General features: G+C 37.2%; 17 protein-coding genes and 1 rRNA gene. 6 read left to right on the plus strand and 12 right to left on the minus strand.

Going from position 1 to position 20,793, the window contains the following annotated elements; translation table 11 throughout:
* Positions 1 to 381, minus strand: a 16S ribosomal RNA gene (locus tag ACIQZA_RS10510); the annotation flags it as partial.
* A 298-nt stretch (positions 382 to 679) separates the two neighbouring features.
* Positions 680 to 1,579, minus strand: a complete 900-nt coding sequence (locus ACIQZA_RS10515) for a DMT family transporter (protein ID WP_402881446.1) — start codon at positions 1,577 to 1,579, stop codon at positions 680 to 682.
* Positions 1,580 to 1,932: 353 nt separating this feature from the next.
* On the opposite strand from ACIQZA_RS10515, the gene ACIQZA_RS10520 reads away from it, so the two are divergent.
* Together ACIQZA_RS10520 and ACIQZA_RS10525 are read left to right on the plus strand one after the other, a co-directional pair.
* Entirely contained in the window at positions 1,933 to 2,649 is a 717-nt protein-coding gene (locus tag ACIQZA_RS10520; protein ID WP_400941753.1) for an MgtC/SapB family protein, read from the plus strand.
* A gap of 15 nt (positions 2,650 to 2,664) precedes the next feature.
* Positions 2,665 to 3,660, plus strand: coding sequence for a cation diffusion facilitator family transporter (locus ACIQZA_RS10525; RefSeq protein ID WP_400941750.1), 996 nt, complete (start codon positions 2,665 to 2,667; stop codon positions 3,658 to 3,660).
* A gap of 135 nt (positions 3,661 to 3,795) precedes the next feature.
* Here the strand turns inward: ACIQZA_RS10525 and ACIQZA_RS10530 are convergent, their stop codons facing one another.
* From ACIQZA_RS10530 to pruA, 4 genes are all read right to left on the minus strand, one after another.
* Positions 3,796 to 4,959 carry an iron-containing alcohol dehydrogenase gene (locus ACIQZA_RS10530; RefSeq protein WP_400941747.1) on the minus strand — a complete coding sequence of 388 codons (1,164 nt, stop codon included), beginning with the start codon at positions 4,957 to 4,959 and terminating at the stop codon, positions 3,796 to 3,798.
* Between the two features lie 185 nt (positions 4,960 to 5,144).
* Complete coding sequence (locus tag ACIQZA_RS10535) at positions 5,145 to 6,389, minus strand: Glu/Leu/Phe/Val family dehydrogenase (RefSeq protein WP_400941744.1); 1,245 nt, start codon at positions 6,387 to 6,389, stop codon at positions 5,145 to 5,147.
* 83 nt (positions 6,390 to 6,472) lie between these two features.
* Positions 6,473 to 7,666 carry an ornithine--oxo-acid transaminase gene (locus ACIQZA_RS10540; RefSeq protein ID WP_400941742.1) on the minus strand — a complete coding sequence of 398 codons (1,194 nt, stop codon included), beginning with the start codon at positions 7,664 to 7,666 and terminating at the stop codon, positions 6,473 to 6,475.
* A 263-nt stretch (positions 7,667 to 7,929) separates the two neighbouring features.
* Entirely contained in the window at positions 7,930 to 9,474 is a 1,545-nt protein-coding gene (gene pruA, locus ACIQZA_RS10545; RefSeq protein ID WP_402881450.1) for an L-glutamate gamma-semialdehyde dehydrogenase, read from the minus strand.
* Positions 9,475 to 9,619: 145 nt separating this feature from the next.
* Between pruA and ACIQZA_RS10550 the strand changes: the two genes are divergently transcribed.
* Positions 9,620 to 10,927, plus strand: coding sequence for an AAA-type ATPase lid domain-containing protein (locus ACIQZA_RS10550; RefSeq protein WP_402881453.1), 1,308 nt, complete (start codon positions 9,620 to 9,622; stop codon positions 10,925 to 10,927).
* Positions 10,928 to 11,219: 292 nt separating this feature from the next.
* On the opposite strand, the gene yugI is transcribed toward ACIQZA_RS10550, so the two are convergent.
* The 4 genes from yugI to ACIQZA_RS10570 form a co-directional block, all read right to left on the minus strand.
* Positions 11,220 to 11,597, minus strand: a complete 378-nt coding sequence (gene yugI / locus ACIQZA_RS10555; protein WP_402881455.1) for a S1 domain-containing post-transcriptional regulator GSP13 — start codon at positions 11,595 to 11,597, stop codon at positions 11,220 to 11,222.
* A gap of 88 nt (positions 11,598 to 11,685) precedes the next feature.
* Positions 11,686 to 13,329: a hypothetical protein gene (locus tag ACIQZA_RS10560; RefSeq protein WP_400941735.1), complete on the minus strand. Its 1,644-nt coding sequence runs from the start codon at positions 13,327 to 13,329 to the stop codon at positions 11,686 to 11,688.
* On the minus strand, positions 13,322 to 13,870 hold the full coding sequence (locus ACIQZA_RS10565; protein ID WP_402881457.1) for an RNA polymerase sigma factor: 549 nt from the start codon (positions 13,868 to 13,870) through the stop codon (positions 13,322 to 13,324). The genes ACIQZA_RS10560 and ACIQZA_RS10565 overlap by 8 nt, the downstream gene beginning before the upstream one ends.
* A gap of 919 nt (positions 13,871 to 14,789) precedes the next feature.
* Positions 14,790 to 15,050: a DUF1871 family protein gene (locus tag ACIQZA_RS10570; protein ID WP_132361698.1), complete on the minus strand. Its 261-nt coding sequence runs from the start codon at positions 15,048 to 15,050 to the stop codon at positions 14,790 to 14,792.
* Positions 15,051 to 15,122: 72 nt separating this feature from the next.
* On the opposite strand from ACIQZA_RS10570, the gene ACIQZA_RS10575 reads away from it, so the two are divergent.
* Complete coding sequence (locus ACIQZA_RS10575) at positions 15,123 to 16,295, plus strand: MalY/PatB family protein (RefSeq protein WP_402881458.1); 1,173 nt, start codon at positions 15,123 to 15,125, stop codon at positions 16,293 to 16,295.
* Between the two features lie 255 nt (positions 16,296 to 16,550).
* Here ACIQZA_RS10575 and ACIQZA_RS10580 read toward each other — a convergent pair whose 3' ends face one another.
* Together ACIQZA_RS10580 and ACIQZA_RS10585 are read right to left on the minus strand one after the other, a co-directional pair.
* Positions 16,551 to 16,763, minus strand: a complete 213-nt coding sequence (locus tag ACIQZA_RS10580; RefSeq protein ID WP_053484185.1) for a hypothetical protein — start codon at positions 16,761 to 16,763, stop codon at positions 16,551 to 16,553.
* Positions 16,764 to 16,785: 22 nt separating this feature from the next.
* The gene (locus ACIQZA_RS10585; protein WP_142510526.1) at positions 16,786 to 17,373 is read right to left on the minus strand and encodes a peptidylprolyl isomerase; all 588 of its coding nucleotides are present in this window, start codon (positions 17,371 to 17,373) and stop codon (positions 16,786 to 16,788) included.
* Between the two features lie 444 nt (positions 17,374 to 17,817).
* Here ACIQZA_RS10585 and ACIQZA_RS10590 point away from each other — a divergent pair, with 444 nt between their 5' ends.
* Positions 17,818 to 18,525, plus strand: coding sequence for a hypothetical protein (locus ACIQZA_RS10590; RefSeq protein ID WP_402881460.1), 708 nt, complete (start codon positions 17,818 to 17,820; stop codon positions 18,523 to 18,525).
* Between the two features lie 381 nt (positions 18,526 to 18,906).
* Positions 18,907 to 20,757, plus strand: coding sequence for a transglycosylase domain-containing protein (locus ACIQZA_RS10595; RefSeq protein WP_402881462.1), 1,851 nt, complete (start codon positions 18,907 to 18,909; stop codon positions 20,755 to 20,757).
* Positions 20,758 to 20,793: the final 36 nt, after the last annotated feature.

Genomic DNA, 20,793 nt, shown 5'->3' on the forward strand with positions numbered 1-20,793 from the left:
TGTGGAAGATTCCCTACTGCTGCCTCCCGTAGGAGTCTGGGCCGTGTCTCAGTCCCAGTGTGGCCGATCACCCTCTCAGGTCGGCTACGCATCGTCGCCTTGGTGAGCCGTTACCTCACCAACTAGCTAATGCGCCGCGGGCCCATCTTATAGCGACAGCCGAGACCGTCTTTCAGTATTTCACCATGAAGTAAAATAGATTATTCGGTATTAGCCCCGGTTTCCCGGAGTTATCCCAAACTATAAGGTAGGTTGCCCACGTGTTACTCACCCGTCCGCCGCTAACGTCAAAGGAGCAAGCTCCTTTTCTGTTCGCTCGACTTGCATGTATTAGGCACGCCGCCAGCGTTCGTCCTGAGCCAGGATCAAACTCTCCATAAAAAGAAATTTGATTAGCTCAAATTGTTTTGCTGGCATCATGTTTGATGTCCAAAATTTTGTTTCGTTCACTAACTCAAGGTTAGCTAGTAAAAACTTTATTGATTACGTTTTGCTTGTTCAGTTTTCAAGGTTCATTTCGTCACTGTTGTTTTCAGCGACTTTATTATCATAACTTGTATTCAACAAGAAGTCAACAACTTTTTAAAATTCTTTTTTTAAAATCTTTTTTTAAAATCTTTTTTTAAGTCGTCCTTCTTGTTAAGGACAAGTAATAATATATAATATAGCAATTTAAAAATCAAGCTTTTTTTAAAAAAAGTTTAAAAATCTTTTTCTCATCAACTACAAATAAGAGAATTCCTACTATAACAATGAATCCACCAATAATTTGTGTGGCTATTAAATACTCTTTAAAAATTAGAAGAGCTAAAATGGCCGCGCCAATTGGTTCAAATAAAATCGCAATGGAGACTACATTTGTACTAACGTATTTAATTGACCAATTAAATAGAGTATGACCAAATAAATTAGGAACTATCGCTAATAAAATAAACCATATCCAGTCCATAGTTGAATAAGGGCCGAACGATTCCCCCTTAATAAGAACATAGATAAACAATGTAATTGTACTAACAGCATAAACAATCATCGTATATGTCACAAGGGATAGTCTTTTCCGTACATCTTGTCCAAATAAAAAGTAAGCTGTAACAAGTACGCACGCGACAAGAGCAAGCATGTCTCCATAAAATGCAGTACCACTAAGTTTAAAATCTCCCCAACTAATTAAAATACTACCGACAATAGCAATAACTCCTGCAAAAATGGTTTTCAAAGTAATGTTCTCTTTAAAGAAAAAATATGTACCTACAAATGCAAACAATGGCTGTAGTGTAACCAAAACTGTAGAACTTGCTACAGAAGTGTAATTGAGTGATTCAAACCATAAAATAAAATGAAAGGCTAAAAATATGCCAGCAACAGAAGAAAATAGCCAATCACGTATTCTTAATTCCTTTACCTCGTTAGTGTACTTCCAAAAAAACAGAGGAGCCATTATTAACACCGAAAAGAACATACGGTAAAACGCAATAACCCCCGCTTCTGCATTTGCTAATTTTACAAATATGGCTGATAGGGATACAGAAATTACGCCAATAAAAATAGGAATGTATGGATGAATTTTGGGTTTCTCCATTAAATCCAACCTCCAATTAATTTTGCCTCGGCATCATTACGTTTGGATTTGGCTTTATGCCCGCAAAAGGACTCCTTGCCAATTCCGTGTCATCCGCCGGAAACCTTAACTTATACTCGTATTCCTCTCACTACCTATAAAGGTTAAGACATTTGTTGCTGCCGCTTCGCTTTCGCACAGAAAACATTTGTTGCTGCCGCTTCGCTTTCGCTCCCCAAAATATGTGGTGAAAGAAATTAAAAATACTTATACTTCATTACGATCGTGATGTACAATACAACAAAGTAATGTACATATAATAATGACACCTTGCATATCTCTTAGCAATACGAAATATCTGTGGAGGGTTGCGTATGGAAACCTTGGAAAATATGATTACATATGAAGTTGGCATAAAATTAGTAATTGCAGCCACATTAAGTTTAGTAATCGGTATCGAAAGGGAATTAAAAAAGAAGCCTGTAGGATTAAAAACGAGCTTAGTTATCGCTACATTTAGCTGTTTATTAACTGTCATTTCGATTGAAACCGCCTATTCAACACCCCCAAGGTCAGAAATCAATATTACAATGGACCCTCTACGCTTGGCTGCCCAAATTGTTAGTGGGATTGGATTTCTTGGAGCAGGTGTTATTCTAAGACGAGGGAATGATAGTATCTCAGGTTTAACAACCGCAGCAATGATCTGGGGAGCTGCTGGGATAGGAATTGCTGTTGGCGCAGGCTTTTATATAGATGCTACATTAGCTGTTATTATCATTGTCTTCGGAATTGAGGTTTTATCGCCGTTTCTAATGAAAATAGGACCAAAAAGAATTCGTATGCGAGAAATATCATTGAAAGTTCAGATTAACAATGATGACAATAGTGAATCCTTTTTACAATTCTTAAAGGAAAACAATATTATTATTGAAAACATACGCATTCAAGATGTTCCAAATTATAATAATGTTTATCACGAATTAGATTTACGCTTATCATTAATAGTCTCTGATAACTTACTGTCATTTTATCGTTCATTACGAGCACTACCCTATATTGAAAAAATCGAAATGGAAATTTTAAACTAGTTGGAGGATTCTTTCGTGGTAGAAATAATAAAACTATTAAAAAATGGGAATAAGCCCTCTCTGTTGGCAGCAGTAGTCAATGCTTTTTTAGGAATTATTAAAGGTGTTGCCTTCTTCTTTACAGGTAATGTTGCCATGTTTGCAGAAATGATGCACTCACTAGGAGATGCAGCAAACCAATTATTCGTTTATATCGGCTCAGCGCTGTCGAAAAAAGCACCGACAAAACAATTTCCGGGAGGCTTTGGCCGAATTGTAAATTTAGTTTGTCTATTTGCTGTTATAATCGTGGCGATCCTTTCTTATGAAACCATAAAAGAAGGCTGGCATCATTTTATACACCCCGCTGGAGAATCTAAAGGAATGCTCATTGCACTTGGCGTATTATTGATCGGTATTGTTTTAGAAGGGTCAGTTCTTGCAAAAGCTGCCGTTGAAATACTTCATGACGCTGGACAGGAAAAAACGGGAATAATAACAGCTATCCCTAAAGCTTTCCCTTATTTAAATCGCGCAAAACCAGCAACAAAATTAGTATTTATGGAAGACTTAGTAGCTACAGGTGGTAATGTGTTGGCCTTCGGTGCTATTTTAATTGCGCACTTTACAGGCTGGGCAAATATAGAAGGACTCGTTTCGATGATTATTGGCTTTATGATGTTCTATGTTGTAGCAAAAGTGTTCCTTGATAATGCACGTGGAGTTATTGGTGAAACAGACGAAGAAATGCTAAATCATATTGCTCACCTTGTAATGGATGACCCAAACATTAAAGATATTGTTCGCCTAGAAGTCATTAAAGAAGGTGAGTTTTTACATGTGGAATTAGTTGCTGAAGCTGACCCCAATCTATCACTCGCTTTTCTAGATGATGTACGCGACCATTTAACAGAGGTCATTTTAAGTCAGAAGGGTGTATCGAAAGTAGCCATTCTATTTGATGAGGATGACGGGAAACTAGATTGGGTGCATATTGGCGAAAGACCGGAAAACTCAACATTCAAACAATAACTTATTATCCAAAACATTTTAAATAAGATAAATAGCCAATTGCCATATTTCAGGCAGTTGGCTATTTTTTATACAAGTACCAGATAACTCTATTCTTGTTTACTTCTTTGTATCTTCTATTAAGCAATCACGGAGTTATAGGGAGTTTTGCAAAATAGTTCGCACATCTTCTTCCTGTAATTTGTTGAAGTTTCCAAAGGGTCCATTTTGCATAGCATGTTCTACAATTTGAAGGAATTTTGAATCGTCAATTTCATAATCCGCTAGACTACTTGGAGCTCCTAGAGAAGTCCAGAATGCCGATAAACGATCAATTCCTTCGTACGCAACCTCTTCTGGAGACTTCCCAGTTGCGTCGACACCGAAAACGCGTATTGCAATACGTGCAAAACGCTCTGGATTTACGGGTACACTTAGACGCATCCAATGTGGTTGTAATATCGCTAAACCTCCTGCATGCGGAATATCGTAAACCGCAGAAACAGCGTGCTCAATATTATGTGATGCCCAATCTCCACGAGAGCCAATTGATAAGAATCCATTTAACCCAATTGTTCCTGCTAATAAAATTATTTCACGCAACTGGATATTTTCTAAATCTTCTAACAGTGTAGGTGCTGTTGTAATGACCGTTCGTAATACTCCTTCACACATTTCATCTGTAATCGGTGTATTCGTCGTATTATGGAAATATTGTTCAAGTACATGCGACATCATATCAACGATACCGTAAACTGTATGATTTTTTGGTACAGTCACTGTATACACTGGATTTAAAATCGAAAATTTTGGGAATACAGCAGGGCTACCCCAGCTTAGTTTTTCTTCTGTCGCAGCGTTTGTAATGACAGAACCTGAGTTCATTTCGGAACCTGTTGCAGCTAGCGTTAATACAGTCCCAAGCGGTAAAGCGTCCTCCACAATTACTTTACGTTTTACAATATCCCAAGCATCGCCATCATATTTTGCACCTGCGACTATTAACTTAGAACAATCAATTACAGAACCGCCACCAACAGCTAGGACTAGATCAATTTCTTCTTTTTTACAAAGATCAATACCAAGTCTTGCTGTTTCCACACGTGGATTTGGCTCAACACCGCTAAGTTCAAATATTATTTTATTGGCTTCTTGTAACTTTTCGATAACAGCATTGTATACACCATTTTTCTTAACACTGCCTCCACCGTAGACAACTAACACCTTTTCACCATGTTGCGCTAACTCATTCGCAAGCTTTTCCAGTGCATTTTCACCAAAATGTAACTTCACTGGGTTATAAAATGTAAATGAATCCATTCAATTCGCCCCTTTCTACTTGGATTTTCTCATATTTCTATTGACGAAAGCAAAGATTTAAACCAATTTTGACTCCACTGTCATTGTATTCACTCTAAACATAATTTTTCCTTTGCACTTTTGCTTGCATACATAAAAAACGAGTCATCCGACTAGGAATGACCCGTTTTTCTTATATATATTGATTAAACCCACCCACGGAAGCGTGAAGCTTCTGCAGTGCGGCGAACACCTACCATATAAGCTGCTAAACGCATATTAATGTTACGTGTTGTCGCTGTTGTATAAACGTTTTCAAATGCATCAACCATTTTTTTGTAAAGACGTTCTTCAACTTCTTCTTCCGTCCAGTAATAACCTTGGTTATTTTGTACCCATTCGAAGTAAGAAACTGTTACACCACCAGCAGATGCTAATACGTCTGGTACAAGTAAAATGCCACGATCAGTTAAAATTCTAGTAGCTTCAGCAGTTGTTGGACCGTTCGCTGCCTCTACTACAATGTTTGCTTTAACATTGTGTGCATTGTCAGCAGTAATTTGGTTTTCGATAGCAGCTGGCACTAGAATATCACAATCAAGCTCTAATAATTCTTTGTTTGAAATTGTATTTTCAAATAATGTTGTTACAGTACCGAAGCTATCACGACGATCTAATAAATAGTCGATATCTAAACCTTCAGGATCATGAAGTGCACCATAAGCATCTGAAATACCGATTACTTTCGCGCCTAAATCATGCATGAATTTCGCAAGGAAGCTACCTGCGTTACCGAAGCCTTGAATTACAACACGTGCACCTTTAATATCAATGCCACGTTTTTTCGCTGCTTCTTGGATAACGATTGTTACACCTTGTGCAGTTGCACGGTCACGACCTTGAGAACCACCAAGCACTAGTGGCTTACCTGTGATGAAACCTGGTGAGTTGAATTCATCCATACGGCTGTATTCATCCATCATCCATGCCATAATTTGTGCATTCGTAAATACGTCTGGAGCAGGAATATCTTTTGTTGGTCCTACGATTTGACTAACTGCACGTACATATCCACGGCTCAATCGCTCGATTTCATCCATAGACATTTGACGAGGGTCACAGATGACACCGCCTTTACCACCGCCATAAGGTAGATCTACGATACCACATTTCAATGTCATCCACATTGAAAGCGCTTTAACTTCTTCCTCAGATACTGCCGGATGGAAACGTACCCCACCTTTAGTTGGCCCTACAGCATCATTATGTTGTGCACGGTAACCAGTAAATACTTTTGTTGTACCATCATCCAATTTCACTGGAATACGAACTTGTAGCATGCGAAGCGGCTCTTTTAATAATTCATACATAGCTTCGTCATAACCAAGTCTATTTAGAGCCTCTTGAATGACTTCTTGAGTAGATGTGAACAGATTTAAGTTTTCAGACATATTAAATCGCCTCTTTGTTTTTTATAATGATAGTATATCGGCATCATTGTAACATACTTCCGAATTAAAATGTGAACATTTTGTTAAAGATTAAATACTTTTTCAATTTGTTCGATTGACCAGTCTAAATCCTCTTGTGAAATAACGAGTGGTGGCGCGAATCGAATGACTGTATCATGTGTTTCTTTACATAATAGGCCTAATTCTTTAAGCTTTTCACAGTATGGACGTGCAGCCTCTGTTAATTCCATTCCGATAAATAAACCACGACCACGAACTTCTTTAATGACTGGGTTCTTAATTTCTTTTAATTTACCTTTAAAGTATTCACCAAGTTCGTGTGAACGCTCTGCTAATTTTTCATCTAGTAATACTTTAATTGATGCAATAGATACAGCACATGCTAAAGGATTACCACCGAAAGTTGAACCGTGCGATCCTGGGTTAAATACACCTAAGATTTCACGATTTGCAGCTACACACGAAATCGGGAATACACCGCCGCCTAAAGCTTTCCCTAAAATGTACATATCAGGCTCTACTTCTTCCCAATCACATGCAAACATTTTACCCGTACGTGCTAAACCAGCTTGGATTTCATCTGCAATAAATAAAACATTGTTTTCACGGCATAGCTCGCGCGCAGCTTTTAAGAAGCCTTCTGATGGAATAACGATACCAGCTTCACCTTGAATAGGTTCAATTAAAAACGCTGCTGTGTTTGGAGTAATTGCAGCTTTTAATGCATCTAGGTTACCGTAATCTACTAACTTAACATTCGGTAACATTGGACCGAAGCCACGACGATATTCTTCATCAGATGATAAAGATACAGCAAGCATTGTACGACCATGGAAGTTACCATTACATGCAATGATTTCAGCTTTGCCATCTTCTACACCTTTTACATCATAAGCCCAACGACGAGCGGCTTTAAATGCTGTCTCAACCGCTTCAGCACCTGTATTCATCGGTAATACCATTTGTTTATTCGTTAATTTTCCAACAAGCTCATACCATTCACCAAGGTTTTCGCTATAAAATGCACGAGAAGTTAGTGTTACTTTATCAGCTTGTTCTTTTAACGCGGCGATAATTTTTGGATGACGATGCCCCTGATTCACAGCAGAGTAAGCTGATAGCATATCTAAGTATTTGTTACCTTCTGGATCTTTTACCCAAGCACCCTCAGCCTCTGAAATAACGATTGGTAGCGGGTGATAGTTTGCAGCACCAAAATTTTGCGTTTGTTCAATCACTTGATTTGTTTTTGTCATAAAGTATTCTCTCCTTACGTTCATGATGAAAAACTCTGGAAGACTCTGTTTTTCTATAAATAAATTCAATAGAAACAATTTCAGCATTTTCTGAATATAAAAGGCAAGAATCTGCACACTACTCCTAGGTAAGCCGCCTCGACATTAGCGCCTGCGGTTCTTGCCGGACTCACTTTACCAGGAGGAGTCTCGCAGATTCTCTTATAATTTATGCCCCAGCATAATTGCGTTCGGAGACAACTTCTTCAGTCAGCCGAAAGAAGTTATAACATTTCAGAAGTTGTTTTTGCTTGCATATGAAGTTGTAGATAGTCAGGGCCACCTGCTTTTGAGTCAGTACCTGACATATTGAAGCCGCCGAATGGTTGGTAACCAACGATTGCACCAGTACAGCCACGGTTGAAGTATAAGTTACCTACATGGAAATCTTCACGTGCTTTTTCTAAGTTCATACGATTATTTGTAATAACCGCACCAGTTAAGCCGTACTCAGTATCATTTGCAATATCAATTGCTTGATCGAAATCTTTAGCTTTTGTAATAGCTACAACTGGTCCAAAGATTTCTTCTCTCATAACTCGTGCAGAAGGATCTACATCTGCAAATACTGTTGGTTGAATGAAGTAACCAACTGAATCATCAGCTGTACCACCTGCAACTAGGCGACCTTCTCCTTTACCAATTTCAATGTACTCTGTCACTTTATTGAATGCTGCTTGGTCAATAACTGTTGCCATGAAGTTGTTGAAGTCTGATGGGTCACCAACTGTTAACGTGTTTGTTAATTCCACTACACGGTCAACAACTTGGTCATAGACATCTTCAACGATAATAGCACGAGAACATGCTGAACATTTTTGACCCGAGAAGCCAAATGCTGATTTTACAATAGATTGTGCTGCAAGCTCTAGATCCGCTTCTTTATCAACAACGATTGTATCTTTACCACCCATTTCAGCGATAACACGTTTAATCCAAATTTGACCGTCATTTAATACAGACGCACGTTGGTTAATACGTAAGCCTACATCACGAGATCCTGTGAAGCTAATGAAGCGTGTTTTTGGATGATCAACTAAGTAGTCACCTACTTCTGCACCAGAACCTGGTACAAAGTTCACAGCACCTGCTGGAAGACCCGCTTGCTCTAACACTTCGATAAATTTATAAGCAACTACAGGTGTTGTCGAAGCTGGTTTTAATAATACAGTGTTACCTGTTACTAAAGCTGCCACCGTTGTCCCCGCCATAATTGCGAATGGGAAGTTCCATGGTGAAATAACAATACCAATACCTAACGGAATATAGTCATAACGGTTGTATTCACCTGGACGACTTTCTACAGGTTGACCTTCTTTAACACGGAGCATTTGACGACCATAGTATTCTAAGAAGTCAATTGCTTCTGCAGTATCTGCGTCAGCCTCAGCCCATGGTTTACCTGCTTCTTTTGTTAAAAGTGCAGAGAATTCATGTTTACGACGGCGAATAATTGCCGCTGCTTTGAATAATACGTCTGCACGAACAGCTGGATCTACTTTTTTCCAAGTTTTGAAAGTTTCATCTGCCGCTTGCATTGCTTTTTCAGCTAGTTCTTTGTTTGCTTTTGATACGCGACCAATTACTTCTGTTTTCTTTGCTGGATTATATGAAACGATTTTATCTTCTGTAGTAATACGTTCTCCACCGATAATTAGTGGATAGTCTTGACCTAAATATCTCTCTACTTTATTTAATGCCTCTAAATATGCGTTGTAATTTGCCTCTTGAGTAAAATCTGTGAATGGTTCGTGTTTGTATGAAATCATACTTTATCCTCCCTCGTGAGATGTGTTTTAAGTGCGCAAAAAACATTGACGCAAAATATCTTTGCGTTTAGAATATTCTTACACTTATTATAATGCAAAATTTTGTTGCATATTTCAAGTAAAAAATTTTTGAGGTGCACATTTTATGAAAAATTCTGAACCCTTACTTCCTTTTTATAAGTTTATTGCAACAAATGTTTCTGTTGGTATTCATGCTGTAGACCTTTCTGGCAAAACAATTATTTATAATACAAAGATGAAAGAAATTGAAGGTTTCCATTTTGATGAATTAGCAGATCGTTCTGTTATTGAAATGTTTTCCTTCCGCCAGCATGAAAGTACTTTAATGCGTGTATTACAAACAGGTAAAAAGGAAATTAATGTAAAACAAACTTACTGGAATAAAAATGGTCATGAAATTACAACTATTAATGATACTTTTCCACTTTATGTTGAAAATAAACTAATTGGAGCGATTGAATTTGCTCGTGACATTACATCACTCGAAAAGCTAGTTTATCAGCCTCTTCGTCGATATGATGAACCTTTAACATTCGATATGATTACAGCTGTATCCGAATCGATGCGACAAATTATTGCAAACGCAAAAAAAGCAGCAGCTGTGAAGTTACCGGTATTATTAATAGGAGAATCGGGTACAGGAAAAGATTTAGTCGCAGAGGGGATCCACCATGCAGCATCGCCTGACCCTGAAGCATTTGTAACATTAGTGAGTCGTCGCTCTGTTCCATCTGTTTTAGATAAATTGCAGGAGCTCTTACAAGATGACAAGGCATATACTTTTTTCTTCGAACGCGTTGACTTTTTAAGTCTAGACATTCAAGAGGAACTGTTAGAGATATTACAATCTCTTCCACAGTCTAAATACATGCTAATCGGAAGTGTCGGAAGCGACCCTATTACATTGATTGAGGAGAAAAAACTTTCAAAATCACTGTATTATTTCTTTGCTACAATGGCTATTACCATCCCAAATCTAACAGATCGAAAAGAAGATATTCTTCCATTCGTAGATGATTACTTTAACCGCCATCGGGAACGCTTCGCTTCAAATGTCCGGGATCTAGCACCTGATGTCCAGGATCTATTTTTGCAATATGATTGGCCAGGAAATTTAAAGGAGCTTGAGCTATTACTAGATGAAATTGTGTCGTTTATGACCACTGAATCAACAGTTACCTCAGATTTATTACCAATGCATTTCCGTTTCAAGGTACAACAGCAGGACACATCTAATCACGAGCCGGAATTCTTTATGTTCCAACAACAGAATGATGTTATGCCACTCGATGCTTATTTGCGTGAAGCAGAATCATATTATGTGCAAAACGTCTTAAATTTATATGAAGGCAACATTACAAAGGCTGCTAGTGCACTTGGCATGAGTCGTCAAAACCTACAATATCGAATTCGAAAAATAAAAAATCAATAGTTATATTTGAATACTAAAAAACGAGGATACCTTCATATTTGAAAGCATCCTCGTTTTTTATCTCGTACATTAACAGGCAGCAATTATTTGTCTGTATCGAAAGCGTCAGACTCCCACCTCAAAATACAGCAAAAGTAAACATAACTGCCAGTAAATGCGCGATCGGTGAAGACTATAATCAGTGGGGGATAAAGAACCCCCACTAAATCAACTATGCCTCGGCATAATTGGGGGTCCGGAGGCTTTAACCACTTTCAGCGGATAGTTTGCTGAAAGAAGTTAAAGCTTCACTTTATTGACCTGACTGTTCGATCCAGCCCTGTAATTTTTCTTTTAGGGAATTAAAACCATTCGCATCCGATTCATCTACACGGTCCTGCAATGATTTACGTGGTAGTACATCTTTTTTACGCAATGTAGCTGGGCGCTCCTGCAAAGCACGAATCGATAAACTAATTTTTTCGGCATCTTCATCGATTTCAAGTATCTTTACTTCAACCTCTTGCCCAACTGACAAAAATTCACTAACGTCCTTTACAAAGCCGTACGTAATTTCGGAAATATGTACAAGGCCTTGTGTATCTTCATCAAGCGCAACAAATGCACCATACGGCTGTATACCTGTAACTTTACCGGTCAACACGTCCCCTAATTCATATTTTTGTCCCATAACCTTTGCCCACTTTCTTTTTGTTTGCTACGTATATATCACCACAAATTATAACATAGGTGTATTAGTCGGGCAAAAATTCATACCATCAATCCACGATTCCTGTTATGCGATAATTACCTTCTTTGTTTATCGATAATTTAATAAGAAATTGTCTACCATACATATCCTGATACTCTTCAGAAACACGAACAGCAACCGTTGGATAGATACCATCATATTCACCTAATTGGCTAAAGATATCTAAACTTTTAACATTGTCTAACAAACTTGTATTAATGTTCGTTTCTGGCATTAATATAGCTTTTTGTAAAGATTTATCTCCAATAGTTATTGCATATATATAAAGGGAAACCATATTTAATGGGCGTAATTGATCGATAAATGTTTCAGTATCGCTTTTTTTATATTGCTCATATATACTCTTTATTTGTGATTCATCAATACTTACAATCGTAAAATCACTATCATTAATAAATCCTGCTGTTTCTTCTCGAGTTTGCAATATGATTGTCCAAATATCATAAGTTGATAACTGGCTTAAAGTATTTGAGCGATTGTTCTGTTGTAGTTCATTCAAAATTGTTGAAGCAGTTTTCTTCATTACTTCCCCGTAGGTTCCATTAGCTACTTTTTGCAAGAAATCCATATAATCTTCACGAGGTTCCCCACCTTTTGTAAGAGCAGGATAGCTTGCAGTTCCTTTCAACAACACCATCCATGTATTTTCAAAACTTTGTCTTACAACCTTATAACTAGGTGAACCTGCGTTTACATCTGCTAGTAATGTACGCTCCATTAATTTTAATGATTTAGCGGTTTCTTCTCGTGTATACTTTAAATCATCTGCTAATAAAAACTGTCCCTTTTCTAAATACTCAAAGTAACCAAAAATATCAGGATGCAATTTATTGATATTGGGTGGCGAAAATTCACCGTAAATCGGTGTGGCTTTAAAATAAAACGTCCCCTCCTCATTTTCTTTTAATTCCATGAATTGATTATTTGCGGCCTTAATAATCGCCCATAAATCTGACGGATATTTATTGGTATCTTTCGACTTCTTTAGGAGAGGTCCATATGGTTTAAGAAGATCACTGTAAAAGTTCTCTAATTCCAATACAGTTTCTTCATATAAGCGATATACCTCAAAAGATTCATCGAACGTTAAATTAGATTCATCAATCGTTTCCAAGGCTCTTCTTGGTGTTATTAATTTATTAAGTATAGTTTCCTCATTAATTTTTAAAAACTGTACATCCTCTTCTTGTACATGAGAATTCCTTCTTGTATAGAAGTCTAGCACGTAGTCAGCTTCTTTAATAAATTCAAATGCATTCAATTCGTCAATAGTAACTTTTAACTCTATTCTTATTTGCTCTTTTTTACTATTGTATTTTTTAGTTATATTTTCAACCCATTCTTTAATTCCAACTTCCTTTTTTTCTTCCTGAGAAACATCCTTTTTACTATTTACGATTTCTGGTTGATTAATCATATAAGATGAAACGAGCACACTCACTAACAGTACACTTGCAATGCTTGCTATCCAGACTGCTGGCTTTCGCCATCTTGAAGGGGGCTTTTGTGTTGTTACTGTTTCTAGTGCTTGTTGTGTTGCATTTTCTGCCTCGATTTGTGCGAAAATGGCTTCTGGATCTAACTGTGGTTCCAAGCGATTATAGGATTTTTTTAGAAGCTCCATTCGTTTTTCAAATTGTTTATCATCCATTTTCAACACTCCCCTCCTCCATTAACACCGCTTTAAGCTTTTCCTTTGCACGCAATATACGAACTTTGACAGTTGCTAACGAAATATTTAGTACTTCCGCTATCTCCTCATACTTAAATTCATGGAAGTAAAATAATATGAGAGGATAACGATACTTTTCATCGAGTTCTTTAATAGCATTATGTAATTGCCTATCCTCCTCAAAATTAAGGACATACTTTTCGGCTGAAGATGAGGGCGTTTGCTGCTGAGCACCTAGCCTCTCTTCCTTTGCCTGCTCTTGCTGTTCTTTGCGATAATAATCACGGGTTGCATTTAATGTAATTTTATAGAGCCATGTCGTAAAACGATCCTGCTTAAATTGATGTAAAAAACGATACAGCTTTACAAACACCTCCTGTGAAACATCCGCTAAATCATTACTATGAACGCCACATTGAAAAGCAAATTTTTCAACTGTACGTTGATGTATTTGGATTAGCTCTATATAGGCGTCTTTGTCTCCTCGCTGAGCCCGTTCTATTAATTCAATTTCAGTCACGGTCATCCCCCCTTCGCACATGTAACGAATCATTTCTCTTAATTGTTACATATTTTTACTTATTAATAAAAAATACAAATATCTCGCTAAATCAAAACAAAGCCACTAAGACCCCGAACTTCGTTACTAAAACCATATACTGAACCACTAAAATACCCCCGTTTCACAAACAAAATGAAGACAAGAATTTCTATTAATCATTTTCTCGAAATTTGCTTGTGTTAGAAGAGTATTGCGGTTAAATAAAGTTTTAATATAAGAAGGATTTAATTCCGTATCTTCGAGAGATCAATTTACATCTAAAATTGGGTTTATTTTAGCTGCCGCTGGAAGTTCTATAGGGGTTAGAGCTATTTGGAAGTTTCCTTAGATGGCGGGTACTAACGGCGGAAGTGTTTTTATTTTATTATTTATTCTATGTTCCTATCTGATGTAAAAATTTTAGATCGTTCTATTTTCGACTTTGTAGACTTTTTGACGAATAGTATTGGTATGCCAATTGGAGCCTTACTGATTTCATCTTTGCAGGCTATTATTATACAAAAGATATTTCTCGTAAGGAGCCTGCCTCATCTAGTCTGATGTTCAATATTTGGTATATTTTAATTCGGTATGTATCTCCAATAGCAATATTAATTATTTTCATCCAAGGGATCTTACCTTTGTTTAAATAAAAGACCGTTAAAAAACGAGGTTGTCTCTAAATTGAAAGAGACAACCTCGTTTTATAGAAAAGCAAAAGCATCATTGCGTCCGGATTCAACTTTGTGCTTAGGCCAACAAATGTTCTTTGCGCGAAAGCGTAGTGCTAACGTAGCGGCAGCGGCATGATGCTGGTCACTCAGTCGTGCCACAGGACGTGGCGTTCTTAACTGAGTTCCTCTATTTCAGCGGATGTTTGGAAACCCCCTAAAAAAAGTTAAATAATGCATTTTGCTTCAAATTTTATCGCAATAAGCTTGTACGAAATGGCTACACAATCTTCAAATGGAATCCATTCTTCAAACGAATGCTCATATGTTTCTTGAATAACCTTTGCAAGAGTTGATGGATCATCAATACCTTGCAATGCTGCTACAACATCTGCAGTTTCAGTATCATAATGATCTGGACCTAAGTGGAATGGATCCCACTCCTCTAGCAGTCGTACGGCCGCTTGATTCATTTTTATATTTTCCAAAATACTCACCTATTATCCTTTTATCATACTCGTATGATACCATAGTAAATAAAAAAGAAAAGAGTGATTTACTTGTCTATTTTCGATCAAACTATTAAACGTCGTTGTACAAACTCTGTAAAATGGGACGCGATGGAAAATGTATATGGGCTACAAGATGCTTCAGATATACTACCAATGTGGGTAGCGGATATGGATTTTGCTGCTCCAGTAGCCGTATCAAAAGCGCTACAAGAACATGCTGTAAAGACTGTTTTCGGCTATAGCTTTGTTAGTGATAAAGCAGTGCAAGCGATCGTAGACTGGCAGCATACACATCATGATTGGCACATTGACAAAGAATCAATTGTTTTCTGTAACGGTGTTGTTGCTGCTTTAGCAGATAGTATCAAGGCACTAACAAATCCAGGAGATAAAGTTCTTATTTCCTCACCTGTCTATCCACCATTTTATAATACCCCGAAAAGTAATGGCCGAGAGATCGTTAGTTGTCCTTTAGTTGAAGAAGATGGCACATTTGTCTATGACTTTGAAGCCTTTGAACAAGCACTTGCTCAAAATGTGAAAGCCTACATATTGTGTAATCCTCATAATCCTGGAGGCTATGTATGGGATGAAACTACATTAAAGGAAATCGTACGACTATGTGCAAAATATGATGTTGTTATTATTTCCGATGAAATTCATTCTGATTTAATGTTGGATGGCTCAAAACATACACCATTAGCAAAAATCGCTGGTGATGAAATGGATCGTATTATTACGTGTATGGCACCGACAAAAACATTTAATCTAGCTGGGATACAAGTCGCTTATATGGTTGTAACGGATAAGAAAAAGCGTATGCTACTAGAAGCAGTTCATATGGCTAGTGGGCAAGGCTCATTAAATACTTTTGCTTCTGTTGCACTTCAAACTGCTTATGCAGAGGGTTCCCCATGGTTAAATGACATGCTTTCTTATATTTCAAATAATATGGACTATGTGATTGCTGAATTAGAACAATTACCTGGTATCCATATTAGAAAACCTCAGAGCACTTATTTACTTTGGATTGATTATCGAGAATTAGGACTTGATGAAAAAGAAATCATGAAACGCTTGCTGGAAAATGGTAAGTTAGCATTAGAGCCTGGGACAAAATATGGCGAAGAGGGTAGCGGCTTCCTGCGTATGAACGTCGCTTGCTCATTTGACACAGTAAAAGACGGTGTTCAGCGCTTTAAGCAAGTACTTCAACAATAGAAAGTAAATAGTGAAGGATATCTCAAGTTTTTCTGAGATATCCTTTTTTGTTGAGAAAATATAGCTCATATGGAGAATGATACGAAAACATACAATTCATGAAGTGTTTTGGCATAAGAGTAATAAGAAAAATGCCCCGCAGTCCTTAAAGGCTGCGAGGCATCTGGTACAATCAATTATGATTCGGCATAATTGCATCCGGAATCGGCCGGACGCTTTAACTCAGTTGGGTGTTTAGACACCCGCTGAATGAAGTTAAATATTTTGCTGATTGTTTGTATTATTTTTCTCTGAAAGAATACGTGCTTCGATTTCCTTTGATTTCATTTCTTGTTTCTTAGAAATCTTACGGAAAACGGTAAAGACAACAATACATAAAATAAGCATGATTAAAAATTCAAAAGCTGCAGGAATGTATCCTGATTTATCTTCTGGGAAATATAAAAATTGATACATTAAATGTTTCATGTTTTACACGTCCTTACAATTATTATTCAAAAACTGTAATTGACTCGATTTTCACATCTTCTACTGGTTTATCACGGAAGTCTTTTTCTACATCTGCCATTTTGTCTACAATGTCCATTCCTTCAACAACATGACCAAATACTGTATGCTTATGGTCTAACCAAGGAGTACCACCATTTTTAGCATATGCTTCAATAATTTCTTCTGGGAAGCCAGCACCTTGTAATTGACGAAGCATATCACTTGGAAGGTGCTTCATTTGTACGATAAAGAATTGTGAACCATTTGTGTTTGGACCCGCATTTGCCATTGAAAGGGCACCGCGAAGATTAAATACGTTTTCAGAGAACTCATCCTCGAAAGAGTTACCCCAAATTGACTCGCCGCCCATACCTGTACCAGTTGGGTCACCACCTTGAATCATAAAGTCTTGGATTACACGGTGGAAAATGATGCCGTCATAGTATCCTGATTTTGCATGGCCTAAGAAGTTTTCAACAGTTTTTGGTGCATGCTCTGGGAATAATTTAATTTTGATGGCACCTAATGTTGTTTTCATTTCTACAAGTACTTCGCCTTCTAGTACTTCTGTTGTTAATTGTGGAAACATTGAAGTCTCTCCTTTAAATGTAAAATTTCAGTTTCATTGAAAATGATAGTACTATCATTTCTGACCTCATTTTAGTCTAACATACTTCTTAATGGTTTTCTTCACCAAAGTATTGACGATTTCTTGCACTTTTAATTTTTTAGCTTATCACCATACCGCAGTGTTGAATTCCGTTCCGACTGGGCGCTTTTCTGGAGGCTGCCGTTTAGCCGCTTGGGCCAATAAGTGTTTTTTTACGCGAAAGCGTAGCGTCCGCGGCACGATGGTAGTCACGAAGGTGTTATTACAGTACTGTTCTTCGGTTAAGAAATATTCTTTCATATTAACCCCCTTACTATATTTTTTATGATTGTTCATATATTACCTTGATTGACCATAAAATGGAAAATATCTAAAAGTGGAATAGGATTATATGAATAATAATAGAAAAAATGGAGGGATTGAATGAAATTTATACAAAAAATAAGTGTAATCGGACTGTCGGTATGTATGTTAAGTATCGTTTTTTCATCTACCAGTATGGCAACAAAAATCGTTACAGAAGAGCACTTGAATTCAGTAAATGAAAAAAATGAAAAAGAAGTTAATTATTACAAAAACGACTCCGCCAAAATATTAGCACAAGAAACAAAAATGGTAGTAATTGAAACAGTAAAAGAAGATAAATCATTATTAGAGCAAAAAACAAAAGAATTTGAAGAAAAAATGAAAATGGAACAATTAACCTTTATTGAAGAGGGATTGAAAAAAGCAACAACGCTTCAAGATGTAGAAAAAGTAAAAAGTGAAGCAGCCAACCTATTAACAAAAGAAAAAGAATTGTTTAAAGCAGAAAGTGAAAAATATGTAAAAACAAAAATTGATACGGAAAAAGTAAACTTAGCGATGATTTCAAGTTCATATGAGACGGTTAGAGATGACTTTTTCACTTTTAACAAACACAGATTCTATTACTATGATGTCAATAAAAATGAATTTGTTCCAAACAATAAAGTAAATCAAATAGAAGAAGTAAAAGAATTTGAAAAAAACCACATAGAAGATTCAAAAGTAAAAGATAATCCAATCAACACCTTAATCCTGTTCATTCTCCTTGGATTGTTATGTATAATTCCTCTTATCATAAGTAACAGCCAAAAAAACAGAGCGTAAGCTTTCTTGATGCTATTAGCCTTCGTTCCTCTGCCTGTTCGCTCCTGGATCTCATCTATGACGCTAACTACACTCCAATCAACTTATTCACATAGACATACGTTTTGACAAAATGTCATCCAACTTTTTAGCAGGAATTATCGCTCAACTTTTAATTGTTATCGACATCCGCCTTCCAAAGAGCAAAAAAGGATTCATACACAAAATTGTGTGTGAATCCTTTTACTTTATTATCATAGCTTCACCAATCACTTAATAAGTTTTAACAAACGTCGTCTCCAACTTCATTATTATTAATACAAATAGGTCGGAACGCGTATTTGGAAACTATCCAAATTATGTTATTCTGTTGAATGACTCATATTTAGAGTGGAGGCACACATGAAAAAGGCTTTTGGTTTTTTTATCATTTTACTATCCTTACCTGTCCTTTGGTGGATTAGTACAAATATTAGGACAGAGATCAATGCGGCACAAGCACATGAGGAGCAAATCGCCAGCGCTATTCATTTACCGGAAGTACAGCCACAGCTTCCAGTAACACTTATTGATCGAAACGGTAAAACATTTAGCGAGGAATATGTCGAATGGCGGCAACCTCTAACATTACAGGAAACCCCAAAAATTGCCCAGGAAATTTTTATTGCAAGTGAGGACGCTCATTTTTATGAGCATATTGGTTTTGACCTCAGTGCTATCATCCGTGCAGTTGTTGCTAACTCAAGTACAAATTCAACTTCTCAAGGTGCTAGTACCATTACACAACAGCTCGTTCGAATGCGTTATTTATCTGACGAAAAAACATATGAACGAAAATTAACAGAGATTTTTTACTCTTATGAGCTTGAGAAAGAATTTGATAAAGACGAGATTTTAACGATGTATTTAAATGAAGCCTATTTCAGCAATCAAGTTTATGGAATCGGTGGAGCAGCTACATATTATTTTCAAAAACCACTCCAAGAACTATCTATAGCTGAAATTGCATTTATTGCTGCTATTCCAAATAACCCCTCGCTTTATAATCCTTTAAAAAACTTTAAAAAAACAAAAGCGAGGCAGGAGCGGTTATTAGATACACTCGTAGCGAGTGACGCTATAACAAAAGAAGATGCCATTACATATAAAGCTGAAACTATCACATTAAATGTCAAGAATAAAGCGCAAAGCTCCCCTATGTACAGCACGTATGTCCTACAAGAGCTTAGATGGTTAGTTGCAGAAAAAGAAGGTTATACAGATCGACTTGCAAATACACAAAGTGAGGAAGAGAAGAAAAAAATCAAAGCGCAGCTAGACAATCGACTCAATGCATTATTCCAAAATGGATTAACGATTTATACCGCGCTTGATCCAGACAAACAAGCACATGATGAGGATAAAATGACGGCGATTCTAGGCTCAGGTAAATTACAAGCAGCTGGAGCAGTTATTGATAATACATCCCGAGAAGTTGTTAGTCTTTATGCTGGGAAAAACTACGAAAAGTTTGGTTATCATCGGGCCTTTCAAGGTACACGTCAGCCAGGCTCTGCCTTTAAGCCGTTAGCGGTGTACGCTCCTTTCTTTGAAACGACAGCACATACACCTGATTCTATCGTCAGTGGTGGCAGTTATTGTGTCAGTTCATTTTGTCCACAAAACTATGGAGGCTTTAAATACGGTGATGTACCGATTCGAGTAGCATTTCGAAATAGCTACAATACATCGGCTCTCCGTCTCTTTAACACCGTCGGAATTGACACAGCCTTTAGTTACTTAGATCGCTTTCACTTCCGCTCTATCGTGGCAAAAGACCATACTTATGCTGCCTCTTTGGGAGGATTAACATATGGTGTTACAGCACTTGAACTAGCAGATGCTTATACAAGTTTTATAGACGGCTCATACGTACTTGCCCATAGCATCCGTAAAGTAACAGCATCTGATGGCACGGAGCTTTACAGCTGGGATTCAGCACGCGATCAAATTTGGGCACCGAAAACAGTTAAGTATATGCGTTCAATGCTTGCAGATGTTGTTACCAAAGGTACCGCGCAAGGCGTTTATAGTAGAAGTAACTATGTCGGTGCCAAAACAGGAACAACTAACAACTATCGCGACTACTGGCTTGCCGGATTAAATAATGAGTACACTGCAGCAGTATGGCTTGGCTACGATAAGCCACAATCTATGGAGAGATTAGAAGCTTATAAAATTCATCACAAGCTATTTAATGTTCTACTGGAATAAAAATCAATTATACCAAGGCATAATTGCGTGACATCC

It is taken from the genome of Lysinibacillus sp. NPDC096382 (assembly GCF_044762845.1).
GTDB lineage: Bacteria > Bacillota > Bacilli > Bacillales_A > Planococcaceae > Lysinibacillus.

Excerpts from the sequence above, each read along its gene's own strand:
- ACIQZA_RS10520 (WP_400941753.1), top strand. The coding sequence starts at position 1,933 with ATGGAAACCTTGGAAAATATGATTACATATGAAGTTGGCATAAAATTA.
- ACIQZA_RS10515 (WP_402881446.1), bottom strand. The coding sequence starts at position 1,579 with ATGGAGAAACCCAAAATTCATCCATACATTCCTATTTTTATTGGCGTA.
- ACIQZA_RS10590 (WP_402881460.1), top strand. The coding sequence starts at position 17,818 with ATGAAATTTATACAAAAAATAAGTGTAATCGGACTGTCGGTATGTATG.
- ACIQZA_RS10535 (WP_400941744.1), bottom strand. The coding sequence starts at position 6,389 with ATGTCTGAAAACTTAAATCTGTTCACATCTACTCAAGAAGTCATTCAA.
- ACIQZA_RS10595 (WP_402881462.1), top strand. The coding sequence starts at position 18,907 with ATGAAAAAGGCTTTTGGTTTTTTTATCATTTTACTATCCTTACCTGTC.
- ACIQZA_RS10550 (WP_402881453.1), top strand. The coding sequence starts at position 9,620 with ATGAAAAATTCTGAACCCTTACTTCCTTTTTATAAGTTTATTGCAACA.
- ACIQZA_RS10580 (WP_053484185.1), bottom strand. The coding sequence starts at position 16,763 with ATGAAACATTTAATGTATCAATTTTTATATTTCCCAGAAGATAAATCA.
- yugI (WP_402881455.1), bottom strand. The coding sequence starts at position 11,597 with ATGGGACAAAAATATGAATTAGGGGACGTGTTGACCGGTAAAGTTACA.
- ACIQZA_RS10530 (WP_400941747.1), bottom strand. The coding sequence starts at position 4,959 with ATGGATTCATTTACATTTTATAACCCAGTGAAGTTACATTTTGGTGAA.
- ACIQZA_RS10540 (WP_400941742.1), bottom strand. The coding sequence starts at position 7,666 with ATGACAAAAACAAATCAAGTGATTGAACAAACGCAAAATTTTGGTGCT.
- ACIQZA_RS10585 (WP_142510526.1), bottom strand. The coding sequence starts at position 17,373 with ATGTTTCCACAATTAACAACAGAAGTACTAGAAGGCGAAGTACTTGTA.
- pruA (WP_402881450.1), bottom strand. The coding sequence starts at position 9,474 with ATGATTTCATACAAACACGAACCATTCACAGATTTTACTCAAGAGGCA.
- ACIQZA_RS10560 (WP_400941735.1), bottom strand. The coding sequence starts at position 13,329 with ATGGATGATAAACAATTTGAAAAACGAATGGAGCTTCTAAAAAAATCC.